Annotated in this window: 26 protein-coding genes, 2 tRNA genes and 1 pseudogene; 5 read left to right on the top strand and 24 right to left on the bottom strand. The window is 71.4% G+C overall.

What is annotated here, in order from left to right; all coding sequences use genetic code 11:
• Window positions 1–39: 39 nt before the first annotated feature.
• Window positions 40–642 (bottom strand): isochorismatase family protein, encoded by a 603-nt coding sequence (locus ABTW64_RS03095; protein WP_350619084.1) that lies wholly within the window; start codon window positions 640–642, stop codon window positions 40–42.
• A 48-nt stretch (window positions 643–690) separates the two neighbouring features.
• Here ABTW64_RS03095 and ABTW64_RS03100 point away from each other — a divergent pair, with 48 nt between their 5' ends.
• A complete protein-coding gene (locus ABTW64_RS03100; protein ID WP_502892294.1) occupies window positions 691–1,338 on the top strand; it encodes a GyrI-like domain-containing protein in 648 nt (215 codons plus the stop codon).
• A 10-nt stretch (window positions 1,339–1,348) separates the two neighbouring features.
• Here ABTW64_RS03100 and ABTW64_RS03105 read toward each other — a convergent pair whose 3' ends face one another.
• The 19 genes and pseudogenes from ABTW64_RS03105 to idi all read right to left on the bottom strand — a co-directional run bounded on the left by ABTW64_RS03105 (window position 1,349) and on the right by idi (window position 17,590).
• Window positions 1,349–1,780 carry a hypothetical protein gene (locus ABTW64_RS03105; RefSeq protein WP_350619088.1) on the bottom strand — a complete coding sequence of 144 codons (432 nt, stop codon included), beginning with the start codon at window positions 1,778–1,780 and terminating at the stop codon, window positions 1,349–1,351.
• Window positions 1,781–1,821: 41 nt separating this feature from the next.
• Complete coding sequence (locus ABTW64_RS03110; protein ID WP_350619090.1) at window positions 1,822–2,286, bottom strand: rhodanese-like domain-containing protein; 465 nt, start codon at window positions 2,284–2,286, stop codon at window positions 1,822–1,824.
• 178 nt (window positions 2,287–2,464) lie between these two features.
• A tRNA-Thr gene (locus ABTW64_RS03115) sits at window positions 2,465–2,536 on the bottom strand.
• An 89-nt stretch (window positions 2,537–2,625) separates the two neighbouring features.
• On the bottom strand, window positions 2,626–4,128 hold the full coding sequence (locus ABTW64_RS03120) for an alpha/beta hydrolase (RefSeq protein ID WP_502892301.1): 1,503 nt from the start codon (window positions 4,126–4,128) through the stop codon (window positions 2,626–2,628).
• Between the two features lie 102 nt (window positions 4,129–4,230).
• Complete coding sequence (locus ABTW64_RS03125) at window positions 4,231–5,388, bottom strand: DNA polymerase III subunit delta' (RefSeq protein WP_350619094.1); 1,158 nt, start codon at window positions 5,386–5,388, stop codon at window positions 4,231–4,233.
• Window positions 5,389–5,433: 45 nt separating this feature from the next.
• Complete coding sequence (tmk, locus tag ABTW64_RS03130) at window positions 5,434–6,072, bottom strand: dTMP kinase (protein ID WP_350619096.1); 639 nt, start codon at window positions 6,070–6,072, stop codon at window positions 5,434–5,436.
• The gene (gene topA, locus ABTW64_RS03135; RefSeq protein ID WP_350619098.1) at window positions 6,069–8,939 is read right to left on the bottom strand and encodes a type I DNA topoisomerase; all 2,871 of its coding nucleotides are present in this window, start codon (window positions 8,937–8,939) and stop codon (window positions 6,069–6,071) included. The genes tmk and topA overlap by 4 nt, the downstream gene beginning before the upstream one ends.
• 104 nt (window positions 8,940–9,043) lie before the next feature.
• Entirely contained in the window at window positions 9,044–9,370 is a 327-nt protein-coding gene (locus ABTW64_RS03140; RefSeq protein WP_350619101.1) for a helicase, read from the bottom strand.
• 4 nt (window positions 9,371–9,374) lie between these two features.
• Window positions 9,375–9,749: a TadE family type IV pilus minor pilin gene (locus ABTW64_RS03145; protein WP_350619104.1), complete on the bottom strand. Its 375-nt coding sequence runs from the start codon at window positions 9,747–9,749 to the stop codon at window positions 9,375–9,377.
• The gene (locus ABTW64_RS03150) at window positions 9,746–9,949 is read right to left on the bottom strand and encodes a DUF4244 domain-containing protein (protein WP_350619106.1); all 204 of its coding nucleotides are present in this window, start codon (window positions 9,947–9,949) and stop codon (window positions 9,746–9,748) included. Before ABTW64_RS03150 ends, ABTW64_RS03145 begins: the two co-directional genes overlap by 4 nt.
• A gap of 32 nt (window positions 9,950–9,981) precedes the next feature.
• On the bottom strand, window positions 9,982–10,899 hold the full coding sequence (locus ABTW64_RS03155; RefSeq protein ID WP_350619109.1) for a type II secretion system F family protein: 918 nt from the start codon (window positions 10,897–10,899) through the stop codon (window positions 9,982–9,984).
• Window positions 10,887–11,917 (bottom strand): annotated as a pseudogene (locus ABTW64_RS03160) (TadA family conjugal transfer-associated ATPase). Before ABTW64_RS03160 ends, ABTW64_RS03155 begins: the two are co-directional and overlap by 13 nt.
• A gap of 134 nt (window positions 11,918–12,051) precedes the next feature.
• Window positions 12,052–12,906: a prenyltransferase gene (locus tag ABTW64_RS03165; protein ID WP_350619111.1), complete on the bottom strand. Its 855-nt coding sequence runs from the start codon at window positions 12,904–12,906 to the stop codon at window positions 12,052–12,054.
• A complete protein-coding gene (locus ABTW64_RS03170; RefSeq protein ID WP_350619113.1) occupies window positions 12,896–13,216 on the bottom strand; it encodes a lycopene cyclase domain-containing protein in 321 nt (106 codons plus the stop codon). Before ABTW64_RS03170 ends, ABTW64_RS03165 begins: the two co-directional genes overlap by 11 nt.
• Window positions 13,213–13,539 carry a lycopene cyclase domain-containing protein gene (locus ABTW64_RS03175; protein WP_350619115.1) on the bottom strand — a complete coding sequence of 109 codons (327 nt, stop codon included), beginning with the start codon at window positions 13,537–13,539 and terminating at the stop codon, window positions 13,213–13,215. The genes ABTW64_RS03170 and ABTW64_RS03175 overlap by 4 nt, the downstream gene beginning before the upstream one ends.
• On the bottom strand, window positions 13,536–15,017 hold the full coding sequence (crtI, locus tag ABTW64_RS03180; RefSeq protein WP_350619708.1) for a phytoene desaturase family protein: 1,482 nt from the start codon (window positions 15,015–15,017) through the stop codon (window positions 13,536–13,538). Before crtI ends, ABTW64_RS03175 begins: the two co-directional genes overlap by 4 nt.
• A gap of 65 nt (window positions 15,018–15,082) precedes the next feature.
• Complete coding sequence (locus tag ABTW64_RS03185; protein ID WP_350619117.1) at window positions 15,083–15,964, bottom strand: phytoene/squalene synthase family protein; 882 nt, start codon at window positions 15,962–15,964, stop codon at window positions 15,083–15,085.
• A complete protein-coding gene (locus tag ABTW64_RS03190) occupies window positions 15,961–17,013 on the bottom strand; it encodes a polyprenyl synthetase family protein (protein WP_350619119.1) in 1,053 nt (350 codons plus the stop codon). The genes ABTW64_RS03185 and ABTW64_RS03190 overlap by 4 nt, the downstream gene beginning before the upstream one ends.
• A 13-nt stretch (window positions 17,014–17,026) precedes the next feature.
• Window positions 17,027–17,590 carry an isopentenyl-diphosphate Delta-isomerase gene (idi, locus tag ABTW64_RS03195; protein ID WP_350619121.1) on the bottom strand — a complete coding sequence of 188 codons (564 nt, stop codon included), beginning with the start codon at window positions 17,588–17,590 and terminating at the stop codon, window positions 17,027–17,029.
• 196 nt (window positions 17,591–17,786) lie between these two features.
• On the opposite strand from idi, the gene acs reads away from it, so the two are divergent.
• On the top strand, window positions 17,787–19,772 hold the full coding sequence (gene acs, locus ABTW64_RS03200) for an acetate--CoA ligase (protein ID WP_350619122.1): 1,986 nt from the start codon (window positions 17,787–17,789) through the stop codon (window positions 19,770–19,772).
• Window positions 19,773–19,893: 121 nt separating this feature from the next.
• Here the strand turns inward: acs and ABTW64_RS03205 are convergent, their stop codons facing one another.
• Together ABTW64_RS03205 and sp36 are read right to left on the bottom strand one after the other, a co-directional pair.
• Window positions 19,894–20,352: a RidA family protein gene (locus ABTW64_RS03205; RefSeq protein ID WP_350619123.1), complete on the bottom strand. Its 459-nt coding sequence runs from the start codon at window positions 20,350–20,352 to the stop codon at window positions 19,894–19,896.
• Window positions 20,349–20,570: a Sp36 family protein gene (gene sp36, locus ABTW64_RS03210; protein WP_350619126.1), complete on the bottom strand. Its 222-nt coding sequence runs from the start codon at window positions 20,568–20,570 to the stop codon at window positions 20,349–20,351. The genes ABTW64_RS03205 and sp36 overlap by 4 nt, the downstream gene beginning before the upstream one ends.
• 116 nt (window positions 20,571–20,686) lie before the next feature.
• Here sp36 and ABTW64_RS03215 point away from each other — a divergent pair, with 116 nt between their 5' ends.
• A complete protein-coding gene (locus ABTW64_RS03215; RefSeq protein ID WP_350619128.1) occupies window positions 20,687–23,260 on the top strand; it encodes a transglycosylase domain-containing protein in 2,574 nt (857 codons plus the stop codon).
• 2 nt (window positions 23,261–23,262) lie between these two features.
• On the top strand, window positions 23,263–24,180 hold the full coding sequence (locus ABTW64_RS03220; protein WP_350619130.1) for a metallophosphoesterase: 918 nt from the start codon (window positions 23,263–23,265) through the stop codon (window positions 24,178–24,180).
• A 205-nt stretch (window positions 24,181–24,385) separates the two neighbouring features.
• On the opposite strand, the gene ABTW64_RS03225 is transcribed toward ABTW64_RS03220, so the two are convergent.
• Window positions 24,386–24,462: transfer RNA gene (locus ABTW64_RS03225), tRNA-Pro, on the bottom strand.
• A 153-nt stretch (window positions 24,463–24,615) separates the two neighbouring features.
• Here ABTW64_RS03225 and ABTW64_RS03230 point away from each other — a divergent pair.
• Complete coding sequence (locus ABTW64_RS03230) at window positions 24,616–25,407, top strand: HAD-IIB family hydrolase (RefSeq protein ID WP_350619132.1); 792 nt, start codon at window positions 24,616–24,618, stop codon at window positions 25,405–25,407.
• A gap of 57 nt (window positions 25,408–25,464) precedes the next feature.
• Here the strand turns inward: ABTW64_RS03230 and ABTW64_RS03235 are convergent, their stop codons facing one another.
• Complete coding sequence (locus tag ABTW64_RS03235) at window positions 25,465–26,913, bottom strand: alpha-hydroxy acid oxidase (protein WP_350619134.1); 1,449 nt, start codon at window positions 26,911–26,913, stop codon at window positions 25,465–25,467.
• Window position 26,914: the final 1 nt, after the last annotated feature.

A 26,914-nucleotide genomic window follows, 5' to 3' on the forward strand; every position in this document is an offset into this window, starting at 1 on the left:
AGGGCTGCCGTGATGTCGCGGGCATGAGGCGGCGCCCCATCATGCGGCCGGGACGCCGCTCTCGGCGAGCACCGCTCCGGCGTGCGCCAGCTCGGCCAGCGCGGTCTCGCTGGACTCGGGCCCGACGCCCGCCACGAGGTCGGTCAGCACCCGCACGTGCTGGCCGAGCGCGATCGCGTCGAGCGCCGACGCGCGCACGCAGTGATCGGTCGCGATGCCGACGACGTCGACCGTCTCGATGCCTCGTTGCGCCAGCACCGCGGCGACCGTGGAACCGTCATCCGTCACGCCTTGGAACATCGAGTACGCGGGCGTGCCCTGTCCCTTCTTCACGTGGTGCGTCACGGCGCCCGTGTCGAGGGCGGGGTCGTACTCGGCGCCCTCGGTGCCCGCGATGCAGTGCGGCGGCCACGAGTCGACGTAGTCGGGGGTTTCGCCGCGCTCCGCGAGCGCGATGTGCCCGCCGTTGTCGCTCCCGGGGTCGTGCCAGTCGCGAGACGCCACGATCACGGCGTAGTCGCCCGCCCGCTCGGCGAGCAGTCGCGTGATGCCCGCCGCGATCGCGTCGCCTCCCGCCACGCCGAGAGCGCCGCCCTCTGTGAAGTCGTTCTGCACATCCACGATCAGCAGAGCCCTGGTCATGTCTCGAGGGTACGCCGCCGCTCGCGACGCGGGCAGGCGAGCGTCAGAATGAGGCGGGAGGTGCCCGTGACCGACAAGCCCGACGTCAAGACGCAGGATGCGTACCGCGCGAAGCGGGGCGAGCTGCGCATCCTGGAGGTGCCCGACGCCCGCTACCTGATGATCGACGGACAGGGCGACCCCAACACGTCCCCGATGTTCGCCGAGGCCGTCGGCGCGCTGTACCCGCTGGCCTACCGGCTCAAGTTCGCGAGCCGGCGGGTGCTGGGCCGCGACTACGTCGTGCCGCCGCTCGAGGGTCTGTGGTGGGCGGACGATCCCACCGCCTTCACGTCGGCGCGCGACAAGGAGCGCTGGAACTGGACGCTGATGATCCTGGTGCCCGAATGGATCGGCCCGGATCTGTTCGCCGAGACCGCGGCCGCCCTGCCGGATGCACCCGCGCGCGTCGGCGACGTGCGTCTCGAATCGCTCGCCGAGGGCCGCTGCGTGCAGACGCTGCACGTCGGCTCCTTCGACGACGAAGGGCCGACCCTCGCGCGCATGCACGACGAGTTCATCCCCGCGCACGGGCTGCGGATGACCGGGCGCCACCACGAGATCTACCTCAGTGACTTCCGCCGCGTGCCACCCGAGCGCAGGCGCACCATCCTGCGCCAGCCGGTCGCTCCCGGCGAGCCGCCCACCAGCCGCTGATCTCGGCGTCTCAGCCGCCGGCGACCATCGTCACGATCTGGACCGCAAGGGCGAGCACGCCCACCCCGGCGCACGCCAGCGCGACTCCCCCGAGCAGCCGCGGCCACGGCGAACGCTCGTGCAGCCTCACATCGTCGCGGGTGCCGACTCGGTGGAACAGCTCGAGCTCGTCGCCCTGCACCGCGGCGCGCAGCTCGGCCGTGAGGGGCGCCTCGTGCACGCCGTCGTCGCCGAACCACCGCACGACCTGCCCGCCGGCGCCCTCGGAGGCCGGATCGCCGATCACGACCGCACGGATGGGCAGCCACGTGCCGTCCGCGAGCCGCGCGACCAGCGCCGCCCCGCCGAACACGATGGCCGCCCCCAGGCCCACCCAGGTGAGGATCTCCGTGATGGCGCCGACCGCATCGCTCAGGGACACGGGGGACGGCGCGGCGCTCACCCGCTCAGTCTCGCAGGTGCCGGCGCCCCACCAAGAGAGCCTCAGCCCACCGGCGCGGTGAGCGGGTCCACCGAGCGCCGAGTGCGCCCCTCGGCCGACTGCACGGCGAGGCCCTCGCGGGCCCAGTACTCGAAGCCGCCGATCATCTCGCGCACGGGGTAGCCGCGGCGGCTGAGCTCGAGCGCAGCCTTGGTGGCGCCGTTGCACGCCGGCCCCCAGCAGTACACGACGAGGTTCGGCAGCCCATCGAGCTCGGCGTGGCGTTCGGCGATCTCGCCGCCCGGCAGGTGCACCGCCCCGGGCACGTGGCCCTGATCCCACGCCGCCCGGCTGCGCACGTCGACCAGCGTGATCGGGTGGCCGGCGGCACGGGCGGCCGCCACATCCGACGGGTCGGTCTCGTGGCGCAGCTTGCGCGCGAACCACTCGACGGCGGCGGTGTGGGGGTTTGGAGCCTCGGGGGCGGGGGCTTCGGGGGCGGATGCTGCAGGGGCGGAATCGGTCATGAAGCCATTCCGTCACAGGCGGAGGAGATATCCACGGATCAGGATGAATGCGGCCGGATTCCTCCGAATCCGTGCAGATCTCCTTCGCTTCCGCGGGAGCGCGGCGGGGTCCGGCGGGGTGCGGCGGCGCATCCGGCACGCGAAAAGGCCCCCGGAGTGGAGTCCGGGGGCCTTGTCGAGCCACCTGTCAGATTTGAACTGACGACCTGCTCATTACGAGTGAGCTGCTCTACCCCTGAGCTAAGGTGGCGTTCCGCGCCGCTCACGCGGCACGATGAACCATCATACCCGATGCGGGCGCGTGCTCCGAACCGCGACGACCGCCGGGTGGGTCGGCGATCAGGGCGTGCAGGTCAGTCCGTCCTCCGGCACCTCGCCATCGAGGAAGTAGGCATCCACGGCCCCGTCGATGCAGTCGCTCGAGCCGTTGTACGCCGTGTGCCCTTCCCCCTCGAAGGTGATCAGCACGCCGCTCGAGAGCTGATCGGCGAGCGAGACCGCCCACTCATAGGGGGTGGCCGGATCGCCCGTGGTGCCGACCACGACGATCGGCGCGGCGCCCGAGGCGGCGATCTTCTCGCGCACGCCCGTCGGCTCGAACGGCCAGACCTCGCACACGCTCGGACCGTCCCAGTACGGGGCGATGGTGGGCGCCTCACGGCGCAGCAGCTGCTCGGAGGCGTCGAGCTCCTCCTGCGACTCGTCTGTCGGGTAGTCCATGCAGTTGTACGCCTGGAACGCCTCGGTCGAGTTGTCGGTGTACTCGCCGTCCTCGCGGCCGTTGTAGAAGTCCGCGAGCAGGAAGGCCGTGGACGGGTCTCCCTGCAGCGCCTGGGCCAGCGCCTGTGTCAGATACGGCCAGTTCTCCTGCGCGTACAGAGCGGCGATGATGCCCGTCATCAGCGAGTCGGCGCCCAACTGGCGTCCGTCGGGGGCGGGCAGCGGGTCTCGGTCGACCGACGCCAGCAGCGCCGCGAGGTCGCCCATCGCCTGATCCACCGAGCCGCCGAACGGGCAGCCCTCCGTCTCGAGGCACGACTGCATGTAGGTGCGCAGCGCCTTCTCGAAGCCCAGGCCCTGCGTCACGCCGACGTCGGTGCCCGATACCGAGGGGTCGATCGCGCCATCGAGCACGAGCCGGCCCACCCGCTGCGGGAAGAGCTTCGCGTAGGTCGCGCCGAGGAACGTGCCGTACGAGTAGCCGAGGTACGTCAGCTTGTCGTCGCCCAGTACCCCGCGCAGCAGATCCATGTCGCGCGCCGCCTGCTCCGTCGTGATGAAGGGCAGGATGCCGGCACTGTTCGCCTCACAGGCCTCCGCGAACGCGCGGTTCTCGGCGGTGAGCTCCTCTTCCCATTCCGGCGTGCCGCGCTCGTGCTCGGGGAGCCCGTAGAGGTACTCGTCCATCGCGGCCGTGTCGAGGCAGTGCACCGAGCTCGAGCGGCCCACGCCCCGCGGGTCGAAGCCGACGATGTCGTACCGTTCCTGCAGCCGCTCGCTCACCGCGAAGTCCACCGACTGGGCCACGAAATCGAAGCCGCTGCCTCCGGGCCCGCCCGGGTTCAGCAGCAGCGACCCCATCGGCTCGCCGCCCGTCGCCTGCTGGCGCACCACGGCGAGTTCGATCTCGCCCGCATCGGGCTCGTTCCAGTCGAGGGGGGCCGTGACGGTGGCGGTCTCGAGGGCGCCATCCTGCGACCACTGCACATCCTGCTCGTAGAACCGGCTCAGCTCGGCGCCGATGGTGGGGTCGGGCGTGCGCGAGGCGCTCGGACGCTCGGTGGGAGCGGCGGGGATCTGCGAGTACAGGCAGCCCGACAGGGCCGTCGCGGCCACGACCATGAGGGCGACGGGTGCGAGCAGACGACGGATGCGGGTCACGCGTTCTTCTCTCCGGGGGGCTGAGGGGCGACGGCTGAGGAAACCAGGACGCGGCGGATGCGGTCAGGGCTTCCGGCCGCTGACGACGGTCACGAGAAGCGACTCGAGCGCGAGCGTGGGCTGCACGTTCTGCTCGAGCGCCTCGCGCGTCTCGGCGATGTGATCCAGGACGGTGAGGGTGCGGTCGGCCGGCCACTTCGCCGCGAGCTCGCGCAGGTCGTCGATCAGCTCGAGGTTGATCGTGTCGCCCTCGCGGCGGAACTGCAGCATCACCACGTCGCGGAACAGAGACTGCAGATCGGTCAGCACGCGATCGAGACCGTCGCGCAGGCTGCGGGTCGCGCGGCGCTTCTGATCGTCCTCGAGCGCGGTCAGCTGCGAGCGCACCGCGGGCGGGATGCGCGCACCGTCGGCGATGCCGACGGTGCGCAGCAGCGAGGCACGCTCGGCTTCGTCCCGCTCCGCCGTGAGCGCCTTGGCGTCGTCGGTCGCGGCCGCCACGATCTGAGCCGCGACCTCGACCACATCCGAGATGCCGCGCACGCGCAGCACGGCGCGCAGCGTCTCGTCGCGGCGCTCCCGCGACGCCTGGTCGGTGGCGAGGCGCTGGGCCATGCCGATGTGGCGCTGCGCGTGCCGAGCCGCCTGCTCGGCGACCGCCGCGTCGACGCCCGTGCGCGCCACGATGAGCTGCGCCACCTGGTCGACCTCCGGTTCGCGCAGCCGCAGCACGCGCACGCGCGACCGGATGGTCGGCAGCAGGTCGGCATCGCTGGGCGCGCAGAGGATCCACACGGTGCGCTCGGGGGGCTCCTCGAGGGCCTTGAGCAGCACGTTGGACGTGCGCTCGGTCATCCTGTCGGCGTCCTCCATCACCATGACGCGGTAGCGCCCCGCCGACGGCGCGAGGTACGAGCGCGTCGCCATGGCGCGCGCGTCGTCGATCTTGATGATGCTGCCCTCGGTGCGCAGCGCCGTGAGGTCCGGGTGCGTGCGCGCCAGCACCTGGCGCATGGTGTGCTCGTCACCGGCATCCTGCGCGATCAGCGCCGCGGCGAAGGCGAGTGCCAGCGGCGCCCGCCCCGAGCCGGGCGGCCCCGTGATCAACCACGCGTGCGCCAGGGCTGCGGGGTCGGCGGCCGCCGCCCGCAGGGTCTCGACGGCGGCGTCCTGCCCCCACACCTCGCCCCACGGCAACGCAGCGGCGGGGGCGATGGTCATGCGATCCACCCTAGCCCGGCGCGCCGACACGGCTGCGGGGTGCGGTCACAGGCGCGGGGCGACGTGGGCCCGGATGTCCGCCGCCAGATCGTCGACGGGACGCGTGGCGTCGAGCACCAGGAAGCGGTCGGCCTCGGCGGCCGCAAGCGCGAGGAATGCCTCCCGCACCCGCGCGTGGAACTCGTCCTTCTGGGCCTCGAGCCGGTCGAACGGCTTGTCGTCGGCCTCGAGACGCGCGCGGGCCGCCGAGGGATCCAGATCCAGCAGCACCGTGACATCCGGCAGCGCGCCGTCGGTGGCCCACAGCGACAGCTCGCGCACCTCCCGGGCATCCAGCACGCGACCGGCGCCCTGATACGCGACGGACGAGTCGAGATAGCGATCCTGGATGACCACCTCGCCGCGGTCGAGCGCGGGACGCACCAGCGACGCCACGTGATGTGCGCGGTCGGCCGCGAACAGCAGCGCCTCGGCACGCGGGCCGATGTCGCTCGTTCCGTCGGCCGCGCGATGATGCAGCACGAGCTCGCGCAGCGTGCGCCCGACCTCGGTGCCGCCGGGCTCACGCGTGCGCACGACCGTTCGGCCGGTGCTCTCGATCCACTCCTGCAGCAGTCGCGCCTGCGTGGTCTTCCCCGACCCGTCGCCGCCCTCGAACGTGACCCAGAGGCCCGATCCGGTCACTGCTCTCCCGCGGCCTTCGCGGCCCTGTTGGCCGCGCGGGTCGCCGCCGCCTTCTTGGCAGCCTCGGAGCGCGACGCCGAGACGGTCGTGGTCGCCGCCTTGGTCGCCGTCTTCTTCGCAGGCGCCTTCTTGGCGGAGGCGGTCTTGCTGGCGGTCGTCTTGGCCGCGGTCGTCTTGGCCGCGGTCGTCTTGGCCGCGGCGCGGCCGCGCTTCGGGGCGGGACCCTTGGCGCGCTTCTCGGCGAGCATCTCGGCAGCGCGTTCGAACGTGATGTCGTCGATGCTCGTGCCGCGCGGGATCGTGACGTTGGTCTCGCCGTCGGTGACGTACGGTCCGAAGCGGCCGTCGCGGACGCGGATCGGCTTGCCGCTGACGGGGTCGGCGTCGAACTCCTTGAGCGCGCTCGACGCACGACGCGCGCCGTACTTGGGCTGCGCGTAGAGCTCCAGCGCCTGCTCGAGCGTCACGTCGAAGATCTGGCTCTCGCTCTCGAGCGAGCGCGAGTCGGTGCCTTTCTTCAGGTACGGCCCGAAGCGGCCGTTCTGCGCCGTGATCGGCTCGCCCGACTCCGGGTCGGTTCCCACCACCCGGGGCAGGGACAGCAGCTTGAGCGCCGTGTCGAGGTCGATCGTCTCCGGCGACATCGACTTGAACACCGACGCCGTGCGCGGCTTGGGGGCTGCGGCCTTCTTGGCACCCCGCTTCTTCGGCGCCTCCTCCGCCACCTCGCCCGTGGTCGCGTCGACCGCATCCGGATCCACCGGATCCTGCTCCTGCACGTAGGGCCCGAAGCGGCCGTCCTTGACGACGATCAGCTTGCCGTTCTCGGGATTCTCGCCCAGCACGCGGTCGCCGGCGACGGGGGCGTCGATCAGCTCCTGCACCTTCGCGGCGGTGAGCTCGTCCGGCGCGAGATCCTCGGGCACGTTGACGATGCGCGGCTTGGCCTCGGGGGCCTCAGGATCGGCCACCTCGATGTAGGGGCCGTACTTGCCGAAGCGCAGCGTGGCGGTGTCGGTGAGCGGCGTCGCGTTGAGGGCGCGGGCATCGATCTCGCCGAGGTTGTCGACGATGTTGCGCAGGCCCGGATGCTCGCCGGATCCGAAGTAGAACGAGCGCAGCCACTCCACGCGCTTCTGCTCGCCTCGCGCGATCGCGTCGAGGTCGTCCTCGAGCGCCGCGGTGAAGTCGTAGTCGACGAGGGAGCCGAAGTGCTGCTCGAGCAGCCGCACCACGCTGAAGGCCAGCCACGAGGGCACCAGCGCCTGACCGCGCTTGGTCGCGTAGCCGCGGTCGAGGATCACGCCGATGATGCTCGCGAAGGTCGACGGGCGGCCGATGCCCTTCTCCTCGAGCGCCTTGACCAAGCTCGCCTCGGTGTAGCGCGGCGGCGGTGTGGTCGAGTGGCCCTTGGCCTCCGCATCGCGCAGGGCCAGCCGGTCGCCGCTGGCGACCTGCGGCAGCGACTGGTTCTCGACCTCGTCGGCGTCGCGACGGCGCTCGTCGCGCCCCTCCTCGTACGCGTCGAGGAAGCCCTTGAACGTGTAGACCGTGCCGGATGCCGTGAACTCCGCCGTCCTGCCGTCGGCGTGCGCCTCGAGCGTGACGGTCGTGGTCTCGAACTCCGCGTCGGCCATCTGGCTGGCGACCGTGCGCTTCCAGATCAGCTCGTACATCCGCAGCTCGTCGCGGCCCAGCTCGCCCGCGACCTGCTTGGGCGTGCGGAACTGCTCACCCGAGGGGCGGATGGCCTCGTGCGCCTCCTGCGCGTTCTTGCTCTTCGACGCGTAGACCCGCGGCTTGAGCGGCACCGCCTTCTCGCCGTACAGCGCGACGGCCTGCTCGCGCGCCGCCGTGACGGCCTGCGCGCTCAGGTTGGTCGAGTCGGTGCGCATATAGGTGATGTAGCCACGCTCGTAGAGGCTCTGGGCGACCGACATCGTGGTCTTCGCCGACATCGAGAGCTTGCGGCCGGCCTCCTGCTGCAGCGTCGAGGTCGTGAACGGCGCGTAGGGACGGCGCTTGCCGGGCTTGGCCTCGACCTTGGTGACGCGGGCCTCGCCGGAGGCGTCGATCGCGGTGGCCAGCGCCGCAGCGCCCTTCTCGTCGAGCACGACGACGGCGCGCTTGAGCTGACCGCGGTCGTCGAAGTCGCGACCCGTGGCGAGGGGGGCTCCGTCGAGACGCACCAGACGCACCGAGAACCCCTCGGCCTCGCGCGCGGCGGTCGCCTGGATGCTCCAGTAATCGGCCGAGACGAACGCCATGCGCTCGCGCTCCCGGTCGACGATGAGCCGGGTCGCGGCGGACTGCACGCGACCGGCGCTCAGCGCCTGGCCGCTCGCGCCCGTGCCGACCTTGCGCCACAGCACCGGGGAGACATCCCACCCGTACAGGCGGTCCAGGATGCGACGGGTCTCCTGCGCGTCGACGAGCGCGAGGTCGAGCTCGCGCGTGCGGTCGACCGCGGCACGGATCGCGTCCTTGGTGATCTCGTGGAACACCATGCGCTTGACGGGCACCTTCGGCTTGAGCGTCTCGAGCAGGTGCCACGCGATGGCCTCGCCCTCGCGGTCCTCATCGGTCGCGAGCAGGACCTCGGAGGCGTTCTTGAGGGCGCGCTTGAGCTCAGAGACCGTCTTGGTCTTGCGGTCGCTGACGACGTAATAGGGGTCGAAGCCGTTGTCGATGTCGATCGAGTACTTGCCGTACGCGGCGCGATCCTTCTCGGGGATGTCACGCTTGTCGGCGAGGTCGCGGATGTGACCCACCGAGCTCAGCACCTCGTATTCGTCGCCGAGGTACCCCTGGATCGACCTCATCTTCGTCGGGGACTCGACGATGACGAGCTTCTTGCCTGATGACAACGGATGTCCTTTCGTCGTTGCACACATTACATACCGTGCGCTGTGCGCCGTCCCAGGGCACCGGCCGCCGCGCCGCCGGCGCCCCCCCTGCCTCGCTGGGCGGATCACCACGAGACGGGCGGCGGACCCGCTCGGGCGGTCGCCGAGACGGGAAGCCCCGCGTACCTCGCGCCGACCGTGACCGTCGCGACAAGACCGTCGAGCGCGCACAACGTGACGGACGCCCGCTGCGCGCCGGCGACCTCCGTCGCGCGAGCGCACGGTTCGCCCGCCACCGCGCCGCTGGCCGCGTCTGCGGCGGCGAGTGCGGCCGCGTCGGCCACCGCGGCGATGCGCTGGCTCTCGACCGCGGCGCCGCCCGCGGCCGTCAGCCCGAGCGCGAGCACCGCTGCGGCGCCCGCGACTCCCGCGGCGATGATCGAACCCGCCATGCCGTCACCGCCCTCCGCCCAGCGCGCAGGCTTCCGCGCGCAGCGGCACAGCGACCCCCGCGACGCGTGCCTCAGCGCTCGCCACGACGCAGACGAGCTCGCCGCGCCAGGAGACGTCGGACGCGGCGCCCGGCACCTGGGCGACGACGCCGGCCGCCCGCTCCTCCGCCTCGCCCCGCGCGACGATGCGCGCGGCGTCGGCGGCGACATCCTGCAGCCGCACCTGCGTGGACGCCGCGAGCAGGCCGCCCATACCGAGGGCGACGACGATCACGACGGCGGGCAGCGCGACCGCGAGCTCGGCTGCCGCCGAACCCCGCTCATCGTGCTGCCCGCCCTGTGTCAGAGCGCCGCGCAGCTGGGCGACGCGCCGATTCACGCGACCGTCAACGCCCTGCGCACGAGATCGGTGAGGATCTCGCGCACCTCGCCGGAACGCAGGATCGCGACGAGGATGCCGGCGAGCGCCACCGCTCCCATCGTGACGATCGCGTACTCGGCGGTGGAGGCGCCCGCCTCGTCGGCGAGCAGGTCGTCGATCCGGCGAGGTGCCGGGCCGAGAGGCTGTGGATGGGACATGATTCCTTCTTTCTCTGGAGGGTGTTCTGGGATTACCCGGCGAATGCCGGGAGCGGTGTGGCGCTGAGCACGCCGAGCAGCATGGGGGCGACGCCGAGGCACAGGAAGGCCGGCAGCGTGCAGGCGCCGAGCGGCAGCAGGAGCCGGGAGCCGAGGCGGGCGGCCCGCAACCGCCCTTCGGTACGGGCGGCCTGACGCTCCTGGGCGGCGGCCGCCCGCAGCAGCTCCACCCCGGGCACCCCGGCGTCGCGCGAGAGCCTCAGCACCGCGGCGGTGCCGTCGGCGCCGGATCGCGGCCCGCCAGGGGCCTGCGCGACGAGCCGGTCGGCGCGTTCGATCGACGCGCCGCCGCTCAGCGCGATGGCCGTGAGCTCGGCATGCATGCCCGGTGTGCCGGGCGGCGGCTGCGCGGCACGCACGAGACGGCGGGTCCAGACCCGCGCGACGACCAGGAGCGCGAGTCCCGCGACGAGGCAGACGGCGCCGGCGGGAGTGGTGAACAGCATCCCGAGCACGTCGAATCCGAGCGCGGCGCCGATCAGCAGTCCGCCGAGCGGCATCCAGGTCATGAGGCGCGCGGTGCCCGTCGGCTCCGCCAGGGCGATGCGCACGTCATCCTGCGCCTCGCACGCATCGCGCAAGGCCGCCGCCGTCGCCCGCAGGCAGTCGGCCAGCGGCGCGCCGACCGTCGCCGAGATCTCCCACGCAGCCGCGATGTCTCGCCACACCTCGCCACCGGCATCCCGGCCCTCGGCCTCGATCGCCTCGGTCAGTCCCTGGCCGTCCACCACGCGGGCCACGATGCGCTCAGCGGCCGCATCCCCCGCCGCCGCCAGGTGCCGCCACGCCGCTGAAGGCGTGGCGCCGGCCTGCAGCAGCACGGCGAGCTTCAGCACCGTCGCCCCCGCGGCGAGCGCGGCATCCTGCGGGGTCGTCCTCAATCGAGCCACGGTGCGACCTCCTCGATCCGGAGCCGTCCGCCGGCCTCGGTGAACCGACCGACGCTCGCGAGGCGGCGTGTGCCGTCCGGCCGCCGCTCGAGGTGCAGGACGAAGGCGAGCGCACTGCAGACCTGCCGGGCCACGGCGTGGTCGTCCATTCCGGCGAGCGCGCCGAGGGCCTCGAGTCGGGCAGGAACCTCCGCCAGGCCGCTCGCATGGAGCGTTCCCGCGCCGCCGTCGTGCCCCGTGTTGAGGGCCGTGAGCAGCTCGCGCACCTCTTCCCCGCGGCATTCCCCCACGACGATGCGGTCGGGCCGCATCCGCAGCGCCTCGCGCACGAGCTGGGCCAGGCCGACGCCGCCCGCTCCCTCGAGGTTCGGCTGCCGCGCCTCGAGGGAGACGTGGTGCGGGTGCGGGATGCGCAGCTCGGCGACGTCCTCGACGTGACGATGCGCTCGTGCTCGGGGGCGTGCGCCAGCAGCGCGCCCAGCAGCGTCGTCTTCCCGGTGCCGGCCGCTCCGGTGATGAGCAGGTTCTCACGATCGCGCACGATCTGCGCCAGCCATCGACGCACGTCCTCGCCGAACGAGCCGCCGCGGTGCAGCGCGTCGAGGTCGGCACCACGGATGCGAGGGATGCGGATCGACAGCGCCGTGCCGCCCGTCGCGATCGGGGGCAGCACGGCGTGCACGCGGATGCCTCCCGGCAACCGCACGTCGACGCACGGGGTGGCGTCGTCGATGTGCCGCCCGCCACGCGCGATGAGCGCCGTCGCGAGGTCGCGCACCTCACGTTCGGAGGCCCGCCAACCCGGGTCCTGGCGCGGGCCGTCGCCGCGATCCACGAACAGGCCGGCCGCGCCGTTGACGAAGACATCGGTCACCCGCGGGTCGCCCACATAGGGGGCCAGCGCCCCGAGGTCGCCGCCCGCGGGTGCCGGAGCGGGAGCGCGCTCGCGCCCGCCGCCGACCGCGCCACCGACCGCGGCGCGGCCGGTACGGGGCTTCACGACGAAGGGTTCGGCCATGCCATCGACGGTAGGAAGGGCGACCCGCCCTGCGAACGCCGAACGCCGCGGGCGCGAACAACGCCGTCTCATCGAAGGCTGTGGACGATGGGGCGCCGGCGGTGACCGGCCGGCGATGCCGCGCTCGTCAGAGGTCAGCGCAGAGCGGTCGCGATCAGCAGCACCGTCACGGCCGCCCCGCAGCCGTAGTTGATCCACAGGAAGTGCCGCCACCCGCGGTTGGCCCGCGCCGAATCGGCATCCGACACCCGCACGTACGGCGCCGCCATCGCCAGATACGGCACGGCGAGCACGGCCGCCCACGCGGCCGGCGGCCCCGCCGCGGTCATCAGCAGACCCGCCGCGAACCACGCGCCGAGAGCGACGCGCACCGTGGCCGCAGCACCGAGGGCGGTCGCGATGGAGCCGATGCCGGCCGCGCGGTCGGGCACCACATCCTGCACGGCTCCGAAGGCGTGACTCGCCACGCCCCACAGGAAGAACGCGCCGAGCACGACCGCCGCGGGCGCGTCGAGCGCACCCCCCGCCAGCGCGATGCCGTACAGGGCGGGACTCACGAAGTGGGTGCTGGACGTGACCGAATCAAGGAAGGGGATCTCCTTGAAGCGGAACGGGGGCGCCGAGTACGCGACCACGGCGAAGATGCTGACGGCCAGCACCAGCCACGACGCCGGACCGCCGAGCGCCAGCAGCACCGCCACGAACGGCGCGCTGACGGCGGCGGCCGCCACGAGCACCGCACGGTGCCGCGCGGGCGAGATCAGCGCCCCTTCGACCCCGCCCTTGCGTGGGTTCGCGAGATCCGAGGCGTAGTCGAACACGTCGTTCACGCCGTACATCGCGAGGTTGTACGGCACCAGGAAGAACAGCGTCCCGACCACCAGGGCGACGTCGATGTCACGGGCCGTGAGCAGATAGGCCACCGCGAACGGATAAGCGGTGTTTACCCAGCTCAGCGGACGGGACACCGCGAGCAGATCACGGATCATGCCGCCGCTCCAGCAGCATCCACAATGCGGGCAGCAGGATGACGGCCGCAAGCGGGTAGGCGAAGTCCTCGATCGGGGCGCGCCCGATGGCGAGCCCGCTCACGCGGTCATCGGCGTAGGCGAAGAGCCCGGCGGCGATCATCACGTTGTCGAACACTGCCGTCAGCACCAGCAGAACGGCGCCGGCGAGGATCAGCGCCGCCGGCCGCACGCGGCGACGCGACGCCGCGCCCCCGGCGCGCCATCGCGACGCCGCCGCGACCCCGATGGAGATCGCGAGGAACACCGCGCACAGGAGGACGTAGGTCATCGTGCGCCCTCTCTCCGTTCCAGCATCCGCTGCGCACCCGTCACGAGCACCATGGTGAGCTCGGAGAGGAACAGGAGGAAGACCGGCTCCTCGAGGGGCAGCTCCGGAGCGAGCAGGATGCCGGTCATCCACTCCGTCTCGCCGCGGAAGAAGATGCCCAGGCCGACGCCAGCCAGGTCCCAAGCGAGGAAGAAGGCCAGCCCGATCGCCAGCACCGCCGCAGCGCGACGCGGAGCTCGACCGAGGAAGAGCCGAAACCGCATGTCGATCAGCACGACGCATCCCAGCGACGCCACCAGGACCAGGAGGTAGGCCGCACTCACAGCGGTTCCGCCAGCGGCCCGGCGCTGCGATCCCCTCGCAGGCGCTTCACGACGAGTTCGGCACTGATCAGGCACATCGGAAGGCCGATGCCCGGGATGGTGGTCGCACCCGCATGCAGGAGGCCTCGAACGCGCGAGGAGGCATTTGAGGCGCGCAGGAACGCGCTTTGACGGAGGGTGTGCGCGGGTCCCAGGGCGCCACCCTGCCACGCGCCGTATTCCCTCTCGAAGTCGGCCGGCCCGATGCTGCGCCGCACCACGACGCGCTCGTTCAGATCGGGAATGCCCGCCCACTCCCCGATCTGCGCGATCGCCGCGTCGACCGTGCGCTCGACCGCCGGCGCACCGCGGCCGTCCGTGCCGCCGGCGCCGATCGTGGGATCGGCGGGCACCGGTACGAGCACGAAGAGGTTCTCGTGCCCCGGCGGCGCGACGTCGTCGGTCGCGCTGGGACGGCAGACATAGAGCGAAGCGGGGTCGGGGATCCGCTTGTCGGCGCCGTAGATGGCCTCAAACCCCTCCTCCCACCTCTCGGCGAAGAACAGCGTGTGGTGAGCCAGCTCGGGCAGCTCGCCTCGCACCCCCAGCAGCGCGAGCACCGCCCCCGGGCCAGGGTTGCGCCGCGCCCACCAGGAGGCCGGATGACTGCGGTGCTCCGGAGCCAGCAGCGCGTGCTCGGTGGTGTGGAGGTCGGCGGCCGACACCACGACATCGGCCGGGATGTGCTGTACTCCCCCCTCTGCCAGCGCCGCCTCGACGCCGGTCACCCGCCCGCGCTCGACCACGATGCGTCGCACACGGCTGCCGGTGCGAAGCCGCGTGCCCTGCGCCTCGGCGAGGCCGGCGATGGCGTCGATCACCGCGCCGAAGCCTCCGCGCGGGTAGAGCACGCCCTGGCCGAAGTCGAGGTGGCTCATCAGGTGGTACATGCTCGGCGCCGCCGCAGGCGACGTGCCGAGGAACACGGCCGGATAGCCGAGCACCTGCTGCACCCGCGGATCCGAGCTGTGACGCCGGATGAACCGGTCGAGCGGCTCCGCGAGCAGCCGGCCGAGGCGCGGCAGGCGCGGGACCATGTCGCCGCTCATGAGCGGGGCGAGCGAGGCGAAGGTGCTGTAGAGGAAACGCTCCGTGGCAAGCTCGTACGTCTGCCTCGCGGACGCGAGGTAGTCGTCGAGACGCGCCGAGGCCGCGACATCGAGCGCTCGCAGCGCTCCCGCGGCGTCGTCCGCGGGGAGCGTGAACGGCTGCGGGTCCCCTTCGAAGTACACGCGGTATGCGGGATCGAGCCGCACGAGGTCCAGTTGCTCCTGCGAGGACGTTCCGAGCAGGCGGAAGAAGTGGTCGAACACCTCGGGCATCAGGTACCACGACGGTCCCGTGTCGAATGTGAAGCCGTCCGCGTGCCACCGCCCGGCGCGCCCGCCGAGCTCCTCGCGCGCCTCGAGGAGAGTGACCTCCAGCCCCTCTCGCGCCATCAGAGCCGCTGTGGCAAGGCCCGAGATCCCCCCGCCGATCACGATCGCGCGGTCACGGTGGGCGGTCACGGCCGTGCCCGCCCTCGTCCGGCGATCAGGGCGCGCGCCACGATGCGTGCCTTCACCGCCGTGGGCACCGAGACTCGTCGCACCGTCAGGTCGTGTGCCGGCGTCTCCCGCAGCCGCGCGGCGAGCGCCGCGAACAGGTCGGCCGCGGCTGTCGTCGCCCTGCGCGCGTCCGCGGGCAGCCGCGGGATCACGGCGCGCGCCACTCGCAGATCCTCTTCGATGTCCTCGATGATGGCCAGCTTGTCCCCTTCCCCGAGCGCCTGGGGCTCGACACCCGGGAAGTAGGAGCGACCGAGTCGGCCGTGATCGTCGCCCACATCGCGCAGGAAGTTGACCTTCTGGAACGCTGCGCCCAGGCGACGGGCGCCCTCTTCGAGGTCGGCGTCGGCGTCGGTCCCCGGCGCGGCGGTGAGGAAGGCCCGCAGGCACATCGAGCCGACGACCTCCGCCGACCCGTGGATGTAGGCGCGATAGGCCGCCGCATCGAAGGAACCCACGCCGACCGCATCCATGCGCATGGAGGCGAAGAAGGGCCTCACCAGCGCCTCCCCGATGCCGGCCTCGCGTGCCGTGATCGCGAAGGCGTGCACGACGAGATCGGCGCTGAAGCCACGACGCATCGCCGCGAGCGTCTCCGCTTCCAGCTCGTCGAGGATGCGTGCGCGCTGGACGGTGTCGATGCCGGCCTCGGCTGCAGGCCCGTCCACGATCTCGTCCGCGACGCGCACGAGCGCGTAGATGGCGGCGACGTGCGCTCTGACCGGCGGCGAGAGCATCCGGCTCGCGGCCGCGAACGACGTGGAGTACGCGCGGATGACACGCGCCGCGGCCTCGCGTGCCGTGCGCGTGTAGAGCTCGAGCCCGGAGGGAGCGCTCATGCCACCCGCTCCACGCAGGTGTCTGCGAGCACCGCGAGGTGCTCACGCAGCGCGAGCGGCAGCGGCGCGACCTCGATCCGCCGGGAGAGCTGTTCGCGCTGCCGCCGGATCAGCGTCTCCGCCCGGTCGCGCGCCCCCGAGGAGACGAGCGCGTCCCGCAGTCGCGCGGCGCCCTCTCGGTCGAGCGTCTCACTGCCGAACAGATGCCGGACGGCGAGCCACTGCGGGTGGCCCTCCGCCAGAGCGACGAGGAGAGTCCGCTTCCCCTCACGCAGGTCTCCCTCGATCGACTTCCCGGTGTGACGTTCGTCGCCGAAGACGCCGAGCATGTCGTCCCGCAGCTGGTACAGCAGGCCGAGCTGCTCCCCGATGCGCGAGAGCGCGTCCTGTGAGCCCTCGCTCGCTCCCGCGAGCACTGCCCCCGCACGCAGGGGAGCCGCGAACGAGTAGATCGCCGTCTTGTGCCGCATCATCCGGACGATGTCGGCCTCCCGCGCCGGACGCACTCCAAGGCCGAAGCTGATGTCGGCGTGCTCGCCGGCCGCCGTGACGAACAGGCACTCGTCGATGATCGCGTGCAGCGCCGGCCGCGCCGGCGACGCGACGCGCCCCACGAAGGCATAGACCGCGCTGAGCAGCAGGTCGCCCGCGAGCACGCCGGAGGCCCGTCCCCACGCCCTTGCCGACCTCTCGGACAGTCCCCGCTCCCGTCCATGGTCCGTGAACCGACCCGGGAGGTTGGGGCGGCCCCGCCGCATCACATCGCCATCCAGGACGTCGTCATGCACCAGCAGTGCCGTGTGCAGCAGCTCGAATGCCGCCGCCGCGTGCACCTCGGCCGTTCCCTCCACTCCGCCGAGGGCTCCGTGCGCGGCCAGGAGCAGGCGCGGGCGCAGGCGCTTTCCGCCACGCATCGACTCGGCCAGGGCGCTCCACAGGGCCTCGTACGACGGATCGAGACGCGCCGCGCTCGCGATCCGCTCCGCGAAGAACTCCTCGAGCAGAGCATCGCAGTCTGCGACGGCGGCCCGTCCCTCTCCCGTCCTCATCGCGGTCCCGTCGTCATCGCGCTCGCCGCTTCCAGGCCGATGGGCGCACGACGCCGCCGTCCGACATCCGCCGCGCCTGCAGCACGAGCCACGGGCTGAAGGCCCAGGGCGCGCTGTTGAGCGCCTCGGCCAGGCGCTCGGGCTCAACCCAGCGGTGTTCCATCGTCTCGGTCGGATCAGGCTCGGGCTCGTGCCCCGCCTCGGCCATGTAGACGGGGCAGACCTCGTTCTCCACGATCCCCGCCGCGTCCACCGCGCGATATCGAAAGTCCGGCAGCACCGGCTCGATCCGGTCGAGCGACAACCGCAGCTCCTGCCCGGCGCGACGCCGCACCGCTTCCGCGACCGGCTCGGCCGGGGCCGGATGACCGCAGAAGGCGTTCGTCCACGTTCCCGGCCACGCGCGCTTCGTCAGCGACCTCCGGGTGAGCAGGACCCTCCCCGACGTGTCGAGCACATGGCAGGAGAAGGCGAGATGGAGGGGCGTGTCCGCACCGTGGACGGTGGCCTTCTCAGCCGTGCCGCACGCCCTGCCCTGCTGGTCGAGCAGCACGACCTGCTCAGCCTCGTGGATCATTCAGCCCTCCGGCTTACCTCGCTTAGCTAGATACACCGTAACCTAACTACTTGACTGTCGCGGAATTATTGCAGCCGGCTACTCCCTTTCGGCGGTATCGACCCGTCGGGGGCGGCGCGTACATTCACTGAAGGCGCACGCTCGCTATCCCGGTGCGCCAGCACGAGACGATGTCGCAAAGGAGCGCACAACGGTGATGAGCGGAAGCAGCACGAGCAGCCAGATCGACCACCTTCTGAACGAGAACCGGCGCTTCGCCCCCTCTCCCGAGTTCGCGGCGAACGCCGTCGCCGGCGCCGACCTCTACGAGAAGGCGGAGGCCGACCGCGAAGGCTTCTGGGCCGACCAGTCGCGACAGCTGCTGCACTGGCACAAGCCCTTCACGGAGGTGCTCGACTGGTCGAACCCGCCGTTCGCCAAGTGGTTCGCCGACGGCGAGCTCAACGTGGCCTACAACTGCCTCGACCGCCACGTCGAGGCGGGCAACGGCGACCGCGTCGCACTGCTGTGGGAGGGCGAGCCGGGCGACGAGCGCCGCATCACGTACGCCGAGCTGACCGACGAGGTCAAGCGCCTCGCGAACGTGCTCACCGACCTCGGTGTGGCCCAGGGCGACCGGGTCGCCATCTACCTGCCGATGATCCCCGAGGCCGTCGCCTCGATGCTCGCCGTGGCGCGCGTGGGCGCGATCCACTCGGTCATCTTCGGCGGCTTCAGCGCCGACAGCCTGCGCTCGCGCATCGACGACGCCGGCGCGAAGCTCGTGATCACGGCCGACGGCGGCTGGCGCAAGGGGAAGGTCTCGCCCCTCAAGCCGGCCGTCGACCAGGCCCTCGCCGACCGCAACGGCCAGGGCGAGCAGGAGACCGTCGAGCACGTCCTGGTCGTCAAGCGCGGCGACAACGAGGTCGACTGGACCTCCGGGCGCGACCTCTGGTACCACGACGTCGTGCCGCAGGCCTCGGCCGATCACGAGGCGCAGGCATTCGAGGCCGAGAACCCGCTGTTCATCCTGTACACGTCCGGCACGACCGGAAAGCCCAAGGGCATCCTGCACACGTCGGGCGGCTACCTGACGCAGGCCGCGTTCACGCACCGCAACGTGTTCGACCTGCACCCCGAGACCGACGTGTACTGGTGCACGGCCGACATCGGATGGATCACCGGCCACTCGTACGTCGTCTACGGCCCGCTCGCCAACGGCGCGACGCAGGTGCTGTACGATGGCACGCCCGAGCACCCGCAGCCGGGGCGCTGGTGGGACGTGATCGAGAAGTACGGCGTGACGATCTTCTACACCGCTCCCACGGCCATCCGGGGGTTCATGAAGCAGGGACGACAGATCCCGCAGGCGCGCGATCTGTCGTCGCTGCGCGTGCTGGGATCGGTGGGCGAGCCCATCAACCCCGAGGCGTGGATGTGGTACCGCGACGTGATCGGGGCCGACAAGGCGCCCATCGTCGACACGTGGTGGCAGACGGAGACCGGCGCGATCATGGTGTCGGCCCTGCCGGGCGTGACCGAGACCAAGCCCGGGTCGGCGCAGGTCGCGCTGCCGGGCATCTCCATCGGCGTGGTGACCGAGGCCGGCGAGTCCGTCGGCAACGACGCCGGCGGGCTGCTCGTGATCACCGAGCCGTGGCCCAGCATGCTGCGCGGCATCTGGGGCGACCCCGAGCGGTTCAAGGAGACCTACTGGGAGAAGTTCGAGAAGCAGGGCTACTACTTCGCGGGCGACGGCGCACGCCTCGACGAGGACGGCGACATCTGGCTGCTGGGCCGCGTCGACGACGTCATGAACGTGTCGGGCCACCGCCTGTCGACCGCCGAGATCGAGTCGTCGCTCGTCGCTCACGAGGCCACGGCCGAGGCCGCCGTGGTGGGGGCATCGGACGAGACCACCGGTCAGGCGGTCGTGGCGTTCGTCATCCTCAAGGAGAGCTACCTCGCCAAGCACAGCCCCGAAGGCCTCGCCAACCAGCTGCGGGCGTGGGTGAGCGAGCAGATCGGCCCGATCGCCCGCCCCCGCGACGTCTACATCGTGGGAGAGCTGCCCAAGACACGATCGGGCAAGATCATGCGCCGGCTTCTGCGCGACGTCGCCGAAGGCCGCGAGGTGGGCGACACCACGACCCTCGCCGACACCGCGGTGATGAGCGTGATCAGCGCCCAGGTGAAATAGCAGACGACAAGGCCGGAAGACGACCGAGGCGCCGTGCGGAACAGCCGCACGGCGCCTCGGTCATGTCGATCAGGCGACCCCGCCGATCGCGCCACGTGTCGCCCACGCGACGTCGTGTCGGTCAGGCGAAGGTGAACGCGACCTCGACCTCGACGGGCGCGTCGAGCGGCAGCACGGCCACGCCCACGGCCGAGCGCGAGTGCCGGCCATCCTCTCCGAAGATCTCACCCAGCACCTCGCTGGCGCCGTTGATCACGGCGGGCTGGCCGGTGAAGGACGGGTCGGATGCCACGAAGCCCGTCACCTTCAGAACACCCGTCAGCCGGTCCACGCCGCCCACCGCGGCGGCCGCCGCAGCGATCGCGTTCAGCGCGCACGTGCGCGCGAGGCCCGCGGCGTCCTCGGGCGACACCTCGGCGCCGACCTTGCCGGTCGCCGGCAGCGCACCCGCGACCATGGGCAGCTGGCCCGAGGTCTGCACGACCTCGCCATGGGCCTTCGCCGGGATGTAGGCCGCCACCGGCGGCACGACGCTCGGCAGCTCGATGCCGAGCGCGTCCAGCCGCTGCGAGACGCTCACTGCGCACCGCCCTCGAACTGCTTGGCGGCCTCGGCGGCGTGTCCGAGACCCGTGTTGGCGGCGCCGCCGCCCACCGGTCGCTTGAGGTAGGCCACGAGGCCGCCCTCGTTGTTCGGAACGACCTGCACGAGCTCCCACCCCTGCTTGCCCCAATTGTTCAGGATGGCCGCCGTGTTGTGGATCAGCAGCGGCGTGGTGAGGTACTCCCACGTGGTCATGGAGCGGTCCTTCCGGGTCTGGGAGGGGCGCCGGGGCGCCGCGAATCGGGATGGGGCGCCGCCGCGACGCGCCCGGGATCCGGAAAGCGCTCAGGCTGACGCCGTACGATCAGCCTATGCCTCTTGGAAAACGGACGACCAGCGGTGTGCTCGGCGGCCTGCTCGGCCTCGTCGGCCTGAGCGCGGTCGCGGGTGTCCTCGTCACCGCCACGGTCACCCCGGCGATCGCCGTCTCGGGGTACGCGGCGTCCAGCGCCATCACGCTGTTCGACAACCTGCCGAGCTACCTCAAGGTCGACGAGCCGATGCTGCCGACGACCATCTACGCCGACGATCCGCACAGCGACGGCCACATCGAGCTGGCCTCGTTCTACGACCAGAACCGCACCCCCGTCGAGTACGACGAGGTCGCGACCGTCATGTACGACTCGATCCTCTCGAGTGAGGACCCGCGGTACTACGAGCACGGCGGCGTCGACCTGATCGGCACCACCCGCGCCGTGCTGAACAACTTCAGCGGCGGCGACACCCAGGGCGGATCCTCCATCAGCCAGCAGTACGTGAAGAACGTGCTGATCCAGCAGTGCGAGCAGGAGGCTGCGCCGGAGGAGCTGCAGGCGTGCTGGATCGAGGCGACCCAGGCCGAGGGCATCGACGGCTACGAGCGCAAGCTGCAGGAGATGCGGTACGCGATCGCCATCGAGAAGGAGTACTCGAAGAACGACATCCTGCTCGGGTACCTCAACATCGCGAACTTCGGCGGTGTGACGTACGGCATCGAGGCCGCCTCGCAGTATTACTTCGGCGTCTCGGCGAAGGACCTCACCATCGTGCAGGCCGCCACCCTCGCCGGCATCGTGCAGAACCCGAACTACTACCGCATCGATCAGCCCGAGCGCGAGGACAACGGCGAGGCCAACGGCTACGCGGCCGCCAAGGATCGCCGCAACTACGTGCTCACGCGCCTGCACCAGGACGGCAAGATCACCGACGCCGAGTACGAGGAGGCGCACGCCGCTCCCGTCGAGCCGGAGATCCACCCCCGCAAGCAGGGCTGCCGCGAGGCAGGAGGGTCGGCGTACTTCTGCCAGTACGTCAAGACCATCATCGAGAACGACCCCAACTACGGTCCCGAGGCGCTGCGCCGCGGCGGTCTGCACGTCTACACGACGCTCGACCTGAACGTGCAGATGCCGGCCGAGCAGGCCATGCGCGAGATGGCGCCCGCCTATATCGAGGGCATGGACTTCGGCGCGACCGGCGTCTCTCTGCAGCCCGAGACGGGACGCATCCTGTCGATGGTGCAGAACACCGAGTTCAACGAGGCGGCCGAGACGAAGGCCGGCGAGAAGTCCCTGGTCTACGCGGCCGACTACGCGCACGGCCGCTCCTCCGGCTTCCCGCTCGGATCGACGTTCAAGGTATTCACGCTGCTCGACTGGCTCGAGAAGGGCCACTCGATCAACGAGGTGCTCAACGGCGTCAACCGCCAGGCGTTCACCGGCTTCCACTGTGACGGCGCTCCGATCACCCAGACCTCCAAGATCGACAACTTCAACAAGGTCGGCGGGTACACCGGCACCATCGCGCGCTTCACGAAGGACTCCCTCAACTCGGGCTTCCTCGCGATGGGCGCGAAGCTGAACCTGTGCGACATCATGCGCGTCGCCGACAAGCTCAATGTGACGACCGCTGACGGCAAGAAGCTGTCGGACCCCACGAACGGATTCGTGGGTCCCTTCGGCCTGCTGGGCTCGGCCAACATCGCGCCCCTGGCGATGGCGTCGGTCTACGCGACGATCGCCAACAACGGCATCCAGTGCCAGCCGAAGGCGATCGACAAGATCACCAGCACGGACGGCGAGGAGATGCCGGTGCCGGAGACGACGTGCGAGCAGAAGCTCGCACCGGAGGTCGCCGCGACGGCCGCGGCCGCTCTCTCCGGCGTGATGCAGGGTGGCGGCACCGGAGCGAACGCGAACACGTGGGACGGCACGCCGCTGATCGGCAAGACCGGAACCAACGAGCGTGACCAGACCGCGCTCGTCGAGAGCTCGACGAAGGCCACCACCTTCGTCTGGATCGGAAACGCGAACTCGATCGACACCGACAACGACGGCATCGGCGACTACAAGGCCGATCTGTTCACCACGTGGGCGAACGGGCGTCTGATCAAGGACATCCGCTTCCCCCTGGCCAAGGCCATCCAGGCGGCCGCGAATGCCCAGTACCCCGGCGGCCAGTTCCCGCCGCCCGACCCCAACCTGTCGCGCCAGATCCTCGTGGATCTGCCCAACGTGGTGGGCAAGAGCGTCGATGAGGCGAAGAACATCCTGTGGGGCGCGGGATTCGTCCCCGTGGTCGGAGACCCCGTGCCGGGCACTCAGCCCGAAGGCGTGATCGAGTCGCAGAACCCGCCCCCGGGTCGCCTCGCGAGCGGCACGACGGTGACGATCTCGCCGAGCAACGGCAAGGGCAACGAGATCCCCGACGTCAAGGGCGAGTCGGTGTCGGCCGCCATCGCCAAGATCACCGCGGCAGGCTTCAAGGCCCAGCGCGGTTCGTGCGACCAGAAGGAGGGCGGTGGCGCAGGACGCGCGACCGGCACGACCCCCCAGGCCGGCAGCGTGCTGCCCGAGGGCACCGAGGTGCTGGTGAACTACCAGGCACGCAAGTGCCAGGGCGACTGACAGTGGGCTCTCCCGCACGCGGCGTGGCCGCGCTGGGCGCCATCGCGGCGACCGGCGCGGCCGCGGCCGTCTGGGGCGTGGGCATCGAACGCCAGTTGTTCACGGTGCGACGCCACGTGCTGCGGCTGCTCGATCCCGGGTCGGCGCCGGTGCGCATCCTGCACGTCTCGGACATCCACATGGCGCCGTGGCAGCACCGCAAGCAGCGGTGGATCTCGCGGCTGGTCGCGCTGCGCCCCGACCTCGTGATCAGCACGGGCGACAGCCTGGGCCACAGCGACGGCATCGACGCCGTGCGAGACGCGCTGTCGCCGCTGCGGGGCGTGCCCGGCGTGTTCGTGCACGGCTCCAACGACTATTGGGGCCCGGGCCCCCGCAACCCCTTCCGCTACTTCAGCGGCCCGTCCGAGCGCGCACCGAAGGCGGTGCGGCTCGACACCGATTCGCTCGACGCGTTCATGACCGACGAGCTCGGGTGGCGCAGCGTCGACAACGCGGCGACCGCCCTCACCGTGCGCGGCAGTCGCATCCGCCTCTTCGGCGTGGGCGACGCGCACCACGACCTCGACGACATGGATGCCGCGGCCTCCGCGCTCGCGACGCTGCCGGACGGGCCACTCACCCTGGGCGTGGCGCACGCCCCGTACCGCCGCGTGCTCGACGGACTCAGCGAGCTGGGCGCCGACATGCTGTTCGCGGGCCACACGCACGGCGGCCAGGTGCGGGTGCCGTTCTACGGCGCCCTCGTGGCGAACTGCGACATCCCGCTGCGTCAGTCGCGCGGCCTGTCGATGTGGACGCACCGGGGTCGCATCGCCCCGCTGAACGTCAGCGCCGGTCTCGGCCACTCGATCTACGCGCCCGTGCGCTTCGCGTGCCGCCCCGAGGTGTCGCTCATCACGCTGGCGCCGCGCGCCTGATCTACAGCCCGCGCTTCGCTCGGAGATCCCCGCTTCTCCGGAGCCCCCGCCGGATGCGCTCCTGAGTTGGCGGGATCTCCGGCGGTGGCCGCGTCGATCCGGCCCGGTATCGAGGCGCGCATCCGCCCGCCGCGCAGCCCGGATGGCCGCACGCCCGGCAGCAGCAATGACGAAGGGCCCGCCTTCCGGCGGGCCCTTCGTCATGTGGTCGGGGTGACAGGATTTGAACCTGCGGCCTCGTCGTCCCGAACGACGCGCGCTACCAAGCTGCGCCACACCCCGTTTTGCAACCCTGCAAGTCTACCCGATCCTGAGGCGTCCCACGAACCACGCCGGACCCCGCCGGATCGCGGCGCATCGGGACCGGTTCCTCAGGCGGCTCCTCCTCCCACTCGCGGCCGGGAAGGGACATCCGCGCCGTCTAGGGTGGAGGCCATGAGTTCTGCCCCTCGGGTCGTCGCGTTCGACCTGGATGACACCCTCGCCCCCTCGAAGAGCCCCATCGACCCGCGCATCGGAGAGCTGCTGATCTCGCTGGCCGAGCGCGTGGAGGTCGCGATCATCTCGGGCGGACAGATCGCGCAGTTCCGGGCCCAGGTGGTCGAGCGCCTGCCGCACGCGCCCGCCGAGACGCTGGCGCACATCCACCTGCTGCCGACCTGCGGCACCCAGTACTACCGCTTCGACGGCACGCTTCCGTCGGGCTCGGATGGGCTGGTCATGCTCTACGCGCAGGACCTCACGGACGACGAGAAGCAGCGCGCCCTGGCGGCGGTCGAAGAGGAAGCCAAGCGCCTCGGCCTCTGGGAGACGCAGACGTGGGGCGACATCCTCGAGGATCGCGGCTCGCAGATCACCTTCTCGGCCCTCGGCCAGGCGGCGCCGGTCGATGCCAAGAAGGCCTGGGATCCGACGGGCGAGCGCAAGTCGCGACTGCGTGACGCCGTCGCGGCGCGGGTTCCCGACCTCGAGGTGCGCTCGGGCGGGTCCACCTCGGTCGACATCACCCGCAAGGGCATCGACAAGGCGTACGGGATGCGCCGCCTCTCTGAGGAGACGGGCGTCGCGCTGCCGCACATCCTGTTCTACGGCGACCGTCTCGACCCCGACGGCAACGACTACCCGGTGCTCGCGATGGGAGAGGTCGAGTGCGTGTCGGTCGAGGGCTGGGAGGACACCGCCGCGAAGCTCGAGCGGCTCATCCCGACGCTGCCACCGCGCGGCTGACGACCCGGATGCGAAACGGGGCCGCGGATGATCCGGGGCCCCGTTTCGCATGCGAGATCAGTCGGCGACGGCCTGCTCGGCGACCTCCACCGAGCCGGACGTCTTCTCCGCCGCCTCGAGCGGCGTCGTGCCCGGCGTCTCGGCCGTCTGGGCCGCCGCGCTCTTGGCCGCCGCCGCCTTCGCGCGCGGCTTGGCCGGGGCCTTGGGCGCCGTCGCGCGCGGGGTGCGCACCGGGGCGGCCTTGGGCGCCGCCGCCTCGGCCGCCTCGCCGTAGGCCACGTCGACCGGCGCGACGCGCGTGAGCTGCGTGACGTGGCGCGGCTCGAGCTCCTCCAGCGAGCTGACGCCCAGCAGCTTCATGGTGCGCTCGATCTCGCTGCGGAGGATGGCGATGGTGCGGTCGACACCCGCTCGCCCGCCGGCCATCAGGCCGTACAGGTAGGCGCGGCCGATGAGGGTGAACTTGGCGCCGAGGGCGACCGAGGCGACGATGTCGGCGCCGTTCATGATGCCCGTGTCGATCATGACCGTGGCGTCCTTGCCCACCTCGCGCACGACCTTCGGCAGCAGGTGGAACGGGATCGGCGCCCGGTCGAGCTGGCGGCCGCCGTGGTTCGACAGCACGATGCCGTCGACGCCCATGTCGATGAGCTTCACCGCGTCGGGCACGTTCTGCACGCCCTTGATCACGATCTTTCCGGGCCACATCTCGCGGATCGTGGCGAGGTCCTCGTAGCTGATCGTCGGGTCCATGGCCTGGCCGATCAGGTCACCCACGGTGCCGCCGGTCGACTTCAGCGAGGCGAACTCGAGCTTGGGCGTGGTGAGGAAGTCGAACCACCACCACGGCCGCGGCAGCGTGTCCAGCACGGTCTTGACCGTCAGCTGCGGCGGGATGGAGAACCCGTTGCGGTAGTCGCGCATCCGGTTGCCCGCGACGGGGGTGTCGACCGTGAAGTGCAGCGTGTCGAAGCCGGCCGCGGCGGCGCGCTTGACGAGCCCGTACGACACCTCGCGGTCGCGCAGCACGTAGAGCTGGAACCAGTTGCGCCCGCCAGGGTTGGCCTTGACGACGTCCTCGATCGAGGTCGTGCCGAGCGTCGACAGCGTGAACGGGATGCCGGCAGCGCCCGCGGCGCCGGCGCCCGCTGTCTCGCCCTCGGTCTGCATGAGGCGCGTGAAGCCCGTGGGCGCGATGCCGAAGGGCATCGAGCTGGGACCGCCGAGGATCTCGGTCGACGTGTCGACGTCCTCGGCGGGGCGCAGGATGTCGGGGTGGAACTCGATGTCCTCGAACGCCTGACGCGCGCGCAGGATGGACAGCTCACCCTCGGCCGCACCGTCCGTGTAGTCGAACGCCGCGGTGGGCGTGCGCCGCTTGGCGATCGCACGCAGGTCGGCGATCGTGAGCGCGTCCTGCAGGCGACGCTGCTTGCCGTTGAAGGTCGGCTTCTTGAACTGGACGTACTCGAAGATGTCCTTCGGGTTGGGGAGCTGGCGCTTCACC

The organism is Microbacterium sp. NPDC096154, assembly GCF_040302945.1.
In the GTDB taxonomy this organism is placed as follows: Bacteria; Actinomycetota; Actinomycetes; order Actinomycetales; family Microbacteriaceae; genus Microbacterium.